The sequence below is a fragment of the Stenotrophomonas maltophilia group sp. Smal17 genome (assembly GCF_030237045.1).
Lineage (GTDB): Bacteria > Pseudomonadota > Gammaproteobacteria > Xanthomonadales > Xanthomonadaceae > Stenotrophomonas > Stenotrophomonas forensis.
In genome coordinates this window covers 40,371-46,457 of record NZ_JASJSU010000034.1, presented here as the reverse complement: position 1 = coordinate 46,457, position 6,087 = coordinate 40,371, and the positions used below count along the sequence as shown (strand labels likewise).

General features: G+C 68.9%; 6 protein-coding genes. 5 read left to right on the top strand and 1 reads right to left on the bottom strand.

Annotated features, from left to right (window positions below; translation table 11 throughout):
• Window positions 1-129 precede the first annotated feature (129 nt).
• Entirely contained in the window at window positions 130-1,614 is a 1,485-nt protein-coding gene (locus tag QRO93_RS11270) for an AAA family ATPase (protein ID WP_164086746.1), read from the bottom strand.
• A 123-nt stretch (window positions 1,615-1,737) separates the two neighbouring features.
• Here QRO93_RS11270 and QRO93_RS11265 point away from each other — a divergent pair, with 123 nt between their 5' ends.
• The 5 genes from QRO93_RS11265 to QRO93_RS11245 are packed head-to-tail and all read left to right on the top strand — an operon-like array spanning window position 1,738 to window position 6,011.
• A complete protein-coding gene (locus QRO93_RS11265) occupies window positions 1,738-2,367 on the top strand; it encodes a ParA family protein (protein ID WP_053448440.1) in 630 nt (209 codons plus the stop codon).
• Between the two features lie 49 nt (window positions 2,368-2,416).
• Window positions 2,417-2,893: a histidine phosphatase family protein gene (locus QRO93_RS11260; RefSeq protein WP_008265580.1), complete on the top strand. Its 477-nt coding sequence runs from the start codon at window positions 2,417-2,419 to the stop codon at window positions 2,891-2,893.
• A 4-nt stretch (window positions 2,894-2,897) separates the two neighbouring features.
• Window positions 2,898-3,515: a YceI family protein gene (locus tag QRO93_RS11255; RefSeq protein ID WP_008266732.1), complete on the top strand. Its 618-nt coding sequence runs from the start codon at window positions 2,898-2,900 to the stop codon at window positions 3,513-3,515.
• Window positions 3,512-5,566 carry a phospholipase D family protein gene (locus QRO93_RS11250; RefSeq protein WP_053448441.1) on the top strand — a complete coding sequence of 685 codons (2,055 nt, stop codon included), beginning with the start codon at window positions 3,512-3,514 and terminating at the stop codon, window positions 5,564-5,566. Before QRO93_RS11255 ends, QRO93_RS11250 begins: the two co-directional genes overlap by 4 nt.
• A gap of 10 nt (window positions 5,567-5,576) precedes the next feature.
• Window positions 5,577-6,011 (top strand): hotdog fold thioesterase, encoded by a 435-nt coding sequence (locus QRO93_RS11245; protein WP_004153521.1) that lies wholly within the window; start codon window positions 5,577-5,579, stop codon window positions 6,009-6,011.
• Window positions 6,012-6,087: the final 76 nt, after the last annotated feature.

Below are 6,087 nucleotides of genomic sequence, written 5' to 3'. Positions count from 1 at the left end.
CAGCGGCTGGGCCGGGCCCCGGAGGGGGTTCACGGCGTCCCCCGCGAACCCACCCCGCCCGGCCAGGCGCGGCTTTTGATGTTCACGGCCAACCCGCCACGAGGGGCAGCGCCGTTCGCGGGAAACCCCTCAGTCGTCCGCGGACACCGTCCGCCCCGACGCCCACGCCCGCAGCGCCTCCACCTGTTCGGCCATCAGCACCGACAGCGGCCGCGTGGCGCGGATCTCGCTCATCAGCAGCTCGGTGTCCAGCGGCCGGCTTTCCGCATGCGCTGCATACAGGCCGGCCACGATCGCCTGTTCGATCTCGGCACCGGAAAAACCGTTCGCCGCTGCGGCCAGCGCCGGCAGTGCGAAGTCATCGGCGTTGAGCTGGCGCCGGCCCAGGTGCAGCCGCAGCAGTTCCACGCGGACGTCCGGGGTGGGCAGGTCGACGAAGAAGATCTCGTCGAAGCGGCCCTTGCGCAGCAGTTCGGCCGGCAGTTCCTGTACCTGGTTGGCGGTGGCGACGATGAACACCGGCGCCTTGCGCTCGGCCATCCAGGTCAGCAGGTAACCGAGCACGCGGCGCGACACGCCGCCGTCCTCGCCACCGGTTGCCAGCCCCTTCTCGATCTCGTCCATCCACAGCACGCACGGTGCCAGCTGTTCGGCCGAGGCCAGCGCCTGGCGCAGGTTGGCCTCGGTCTCGCCGTGGTACTTGTTGTACAGCGCGCCCACGTCCAGGCGCAGCAGCGGCACGCCGAAACCGGCGGCGGTGGCCTTGGCCAGCATCGACTTCCCGCAGCCCTGCACGCCCAGCAGCAGCATGCCGCGCGGCGGGTCCAGCCCGGCCGGTGCCGAGCCGGCGATGAACGCCACCCGCCGCTGGTTGATCCAGCGCTTGAGCCGGTTGGCCCCGGCCACGTCGCCGAAGCGCGCGCTGTCATGCTCGAAGAACAGGTGCCCGCTGCGGTTGAGCAGCTCGAACTTCAGCCGTGCCAGCTGCGGCAGGTCGTCGTCGCGCAGCGCGCCGTCGGCGTAGATCAGCTGGCGCGCGATGCGCCGGGCATCCACCAGGCTCAGGCCCTGCAGGTTCTTCAGGATCTTCTTCACCGCTTCGCTGTCGACTTCCACGCGGCGTCCGCCGTGCTCGCGCGCATAGGCGTCGGCCTCCTCGCGCAGCATCTTCAACAGCGCGTTGGCATCGGGCAGGCGCGGGTTGAAGCGCACCGCCAGCGCTTCCAGCTCGGCCGGCAGTTCTACCTTGGCACCGATCAGCACCAGCACGTGCGGCTCGCTGTGGCGGCGCTGGATCAGGTCGCGCAGCGCGCGCTGGTGGCTGGCATAGCCTAGGTAGGGGTGGAAATCGAGCAGCAGGTAGACCCCGCGCTGATCCGCCTGGCGGATCATCTGCAGGGCTGCGCTGGCATCGGGAGGACCGACCGGCGGGTCTTCGCTGTCCAGGTCGATGCGGCGCAGGCCCTCGGTGATCGACCAGCGGTGCAGCGCCCGCCACACGTGCATCAGCGTCTGCCGGAACAGCTCGACGATGCGGCCCTCGTCCTGGGTTTCGATCACGATCAGGGGGGTATTGGCGCGGATCAGTGCGCTCAGGTCCTGCAGCTCGCTCATGCCGGTTCGATCCTTCGGGGGCGCCACGATAGCAAAGCCAAGCGGTACAGGTTCAGCGCGGCGCTACCTCCCGTCACCACCGCCGGTGTACGCTCGGGGCACGTACCCGGAAGCGAGGCTGGCATGAAGACGATCCTGGTGGCCGGTTCCAAGGGCGGGGTGGGCAAGACCACCGTCGCCACCCACCTGGCCGCGTACGCGGCATTGCAGGGCAAGGCCACGGTGATCGCCGATGCCGACCCGCAGGGCTCCAGCACCCGCTGGGCGCAACGGCGTGCCGGGCTGGAAAGCGCGGTGCTTCCCATCGACGTGCATCGCAAGAAGCACTGGGCGCAGAAGCTGCCCGACGGCACCGAAACCGTCATCATCGATGCGCCTGCGGGGGCATTGGCCGACGATATCCCCCATTTCCTTGACGCTGCCGACGCGGTGGTGGTGCCGGTGCTGCCTTCGGCGCTGGACATCGAGGCCATCGTCGGTTTCCTCAACAGCCTGGCCCAGAACCCGCGGGTGCACAGCCGCAAGCTGCCGGTCGGCCTGGTCCTGAACCGTACCAAGCCCTGGACCCAGACTTCGCAGCAGGCCCTGCAGATGCTGGCCGAATGGCCCTACCCGGTGGTCGCGCAGCTGCGTGACAGCCAGAGCTACGTGGTCATGACCGGCCTCGGCCGCAGCCTGTTCGACTACCGCTCGGCCCAGGTGCGCGAACACCAGGCCGATTGGGAGCCCCTGCTGTCGTGGCTGAAACTTTGATATCGGCGTCACTTTTCCTGATGCATCCTCTTCTTCATGGAAACCCGCGATGCGTGAACTGATCCTGCTGCGCCATGCCCATGCCGAACCGGCCACCCCCGGCCAGGCCGACCTCGACCGGCCGCTGTCGCCGGTGGGGCTGGCCGAAGCCGAAGCCGCCGGCAAGTGGCTGAAGGAAAACAACCTGCTGCCGGACTGCGTGCTGTGCTCGCCGGCGCGGCGCACCCGCGAGACCCTGGAAGCCGTCCTCGGCACCATCGGCTACGTCGAGAAGCGCCTGGAAGACCGCATCTACGAAGCGACCCCCGGCACCCTGGCGGCTCTGGTGGATGATCGCCGTGACCTCGACCGGGTGCTGATCGTCGGCCACAACCCGGGCCTGGAGCGCCTGGTGGCATTGATGACCGAGGGCAGCAGCAGCGACTACCGCGGCATGCCGCCGGCCGGCATCGCCGTGCTCGGCTTCCCGCGTGAGTCTGCGATTGAACCGGGCGTGGCCAGCCTGAACGCGTTCTGGTGGCCGTGATCCGATGAGCCTGGCGCGGCGCGGCCGCTTGCTGCTGCCCGCGCTGCTGGCACTGGGCCCGGCCTGGGCCGTGGTGCCGCCGCCGACCCCGTTGCCGCCGGTGGCGGCCGAAGCCCCGCGCATGCTGCGCCTGGATACCGTGCGTTCGCAGATCGGCTTCGAGGTGCGCACCCGGTTCGGGCAACGCATCGAAGGCGTGTTCCCGCACTTCGAGGGCCGCATCGAGATCCTTTCCGATGGCCGGCACCAGGTGCACCTGAAGATGTTCACGCGCTCGGTCGAGATCCCGGGCAAGGCGCGCTATACCGGCTGGATGCGGGGCGAGGAATTCTTCGATGCCGGCCGTCATCCGGTGGTCGAGTTCGACTCGCTGCCGTACTGGCCGGAGACCGTGGAAAACGGGGGCGACATTGATGGCCGCCTGACCCTGCGCGGGATCAGCCACCCGGAGAAACTGAAGGTCGAGAAGGCGGAGTGCGCCCGACCCGGCTATGATTGCGACGTCGTCAGCCGCGGTACCGTGCAGCGAGGCCGGTATGGCATGGACAGCTGGCAGCTTGCCTTGAGTGACCGAGTGACCTTCGTATTGCGTGCGCGCCTGAGCGAGGCGCCGAAACCGTGAACCTCCTGCTGCGTGTACTGGCGCTGGCAACCGTGTTGCTGGGCAGTGGTTGTGCATCGCTCTCGCATGCCGAGCGCGACCGGGCCGAAGCGATCGCCGTGCAGGCGCGCTCGGCCGTGGTCGATTGCCAGCGTGCCGACCGCTGCGCACAGGACTCGCCGCTGCGGGCGCTGGCCGGCCGCGCGTTCACCGAATCCACCCCGGAACGGCCGCGCCACTACGCGACCCTGCTGGATGAAGGCGAAGGTGCTCTGGTGGCGCGCCTGAACCTGCTGCGCAGCGCCACCCGCAGCATCGACCTTCAGACCTACATCTTCGACAAGGACGACAGCGCCCGGCTGGTCATCGACGAGCTGCTGGCCGCATCGCGCCGCGGGGTGAAGGTGCGGGTGCTGATCGACCAGCTCTCGGCGATCTCCGACCTGCAGATCCTCGGTGCGTTGTCCGGTGCGCACCAGAACTTCCAGCTGCGGGTCTACAACCCGACCTTCGGCAAAGCCAGGCTGAACTACTTCGACTACGCCGGCAGCGTGCTGTGCTGCTTCCGCCGTTTCAACCAGCGCATGCACAACAAGCTGCTGGTGATCGACGATGCGATCGGCGTGGTCGGCGGCCGCAACTACCAGGACGACTATTACGACTGGGACCGCGAGTACAACTTCCGCGACCGCGACGTGCTGATCGCTGGCCCGGAAGCACGTGCGATGGCGGCCAACTTCGATGCGTTCTGGCGCGCCCACCGCAGCGTGCCGGCCGAACGCCTGAACGACGTCGGCCGCACCCTGCTGCGCGAGGGCGTGCCGACCCTGCCGCCGGCCACCTTCCGCCGCCCGGAACGGGTGCAGCGGGTCAGCGCCGAGGCCAACGACAACGAGTTCGTCACCCGTTCCTTCGTCGATACCGCGCTGCCGGTGGCCTCGGTGCGCTACGTGGCCGACCTGCCGCGCAAGCACCGCCGCGAGCAGCCCGACGCGCCGCTGGCCGGCCAGCACGTGACCGAACCGCAGCTGGATGCACTGATTGCCAGCGCGCAGAAGGAAGTGATCCTGCAGACGCCCTACCTGGTGCTGTCAAAGCCGGCGCAGAAACTGTTCCGCGAGCTGCGCAAGCGCCCGCAACCCCCGCGCGTGGTGGTGTCCAGCAACAGCCTGGCGGCCACCGACAACCCGATCGTGTATGCGCTGTCGTACAAGTACAAGCGGCGCAACATGCGCGAACTGGGCTTCAACATCTTCGAATACAAGCCGTTCCCGCTGGATGCGCCGGTCGACTACCGCAACCTGCTGCCCGACCCGATCACCGCACCCGACGGCGAGGACGATGGCGGGCGCAATCCGTTGCTCGGCGGCAGTGCCGCCGGCAGCAATGCCGGAGGGGGCAGCACCGGGCGCACGCTACCGGCCAGCAAGCAACAGGCCGTGGTGAACCACCCGCGCACCGGCAGCGCCTACCAGAATGCGCGGGAACGCCGCCGCGCCGCCGGCAGCGAAGTGGAGACGCGCCTGCTGCGTACCGAGACGCGGCCGTCGTTCCTCGGCAGCAAGGCGGTCAACAAGCCGCTGCCGGTCACCCGCAAGGGCGCGCGCATGGGCCTGCATGCGAAGTCGCTGGTGGTCGACCGCCGTATCGGGGTGGTCGGCACCCACAACTTCGATCCGCGCAGCGAGAACTACAACACCGAAGGCGCGGTGATCATCGATGACCCGGTGTTTGCCGAGCAGCTGGCCCAGAGCATCCTGCGCGATACCCATCCGCAGAACTCCTGGACGGTGGCGCCACGGGCCAAGCCGCCGGTGCTGTCGGGCCTGAACTACAGCGTCGGCAAGGCGTCCGAAGCGCTGCCGATCCTCGATTTCTGGCCCTGGCGCTATGCCACCGACTACGAATTCAAGCCCGGCCCGGAGTGCCCGCAGCCGCTGCCGCGGCAGGACCCGGCCTTCCACACCTGCTACGTCGCCGTCGGCGACTTCCCCGAAGTCAACGTCGGCCCCAAGTGGCTGCTGGTGCGCATGCTGACCGCATTCGGCGCCGGCCTCGTTCCCATCCTCTGAAGGTACCCGCATGGCCCAGGTATTCCGCGAAGCCGTTTCCATCGAGCAGCTCAACGCGCTCAGCCGCAGCACGGCGATTGAATCCCTGGGCATCGTCTTCAGCGCCGCCGGCGAAGACTGGCTGCAGGCGACCATGCCGGTGGACGAACGCACCCGCCAGCCCTACGGCATCCTGCACGGCGGCGCCTCGGTGGTGCTGGCCGAAACGCTGGGCAGCAGCGCCGGCAACCTGTGCGTGGAGACCGGCAAGCAGATCTGCGTGGGCCTGGAGATCAACGCCAACCACGTGCGTGCGGTGCGCTCGGGCACGGTCACCGGCACCGCCCGCGCGTTGCACGTGGGCCGCAGCACCCAGCTGTGGGAGATCCGCATCGAGGACGAGCAGGGCCGCCTGGTGTGCATCTCGCGGCTGACCCTGGCGGTGGTGGCCGCCGGCCACGGCTGAGCCCCTGGCAGGCGCGTTGACGGCGGCGGAACCCAGCGTTCCCCGCCGATTGCCCCGGTCGATCGGTGTTATGGCC

What these genes read in the sequence shown, in the direction of transcription:
- QRO93_RS11270 (WP_164086746.1), bottom strand. Translation starts at nt 1,614, where the DNA reads ATGAGCGAGCTGCAGGACCTGAGCGCACTGATCCGCGCCAATACCCCC.
- QRO93_RS11265 (WP_053448440.1), top strand. Translation starts at nt 1,738, where the DNA reads ATGAAGACGATCCTGGTGGCCGGTTCCAAGGGCGGGGTGGGCAAGACC.
- QRO93_RS11260 (WP_008265580.1), top strand. Translation starts at nt 2,417, where the DNA reads ATGCGTGAACTGATCCTGCTGCGCCATGCCCATGCCGAACCGGCCACC.
- QRO93_RS11255 (WP_008266732.1), top strand. Translation starts at nt 2,898, where the DNA reads ATGAGCCTGGCGCGGCGCGGCCGCTTGCTGCTGCCCGCGCTGCTGGCA.
- QRO93_RS11245 (WP_004153521.1), top strand. Translation starts at nt 5,577, where the DNA reads ATGGCCCAGGTATTCCGCGAAGCCGTTTCCATCGAGCAGCTCAACGCG.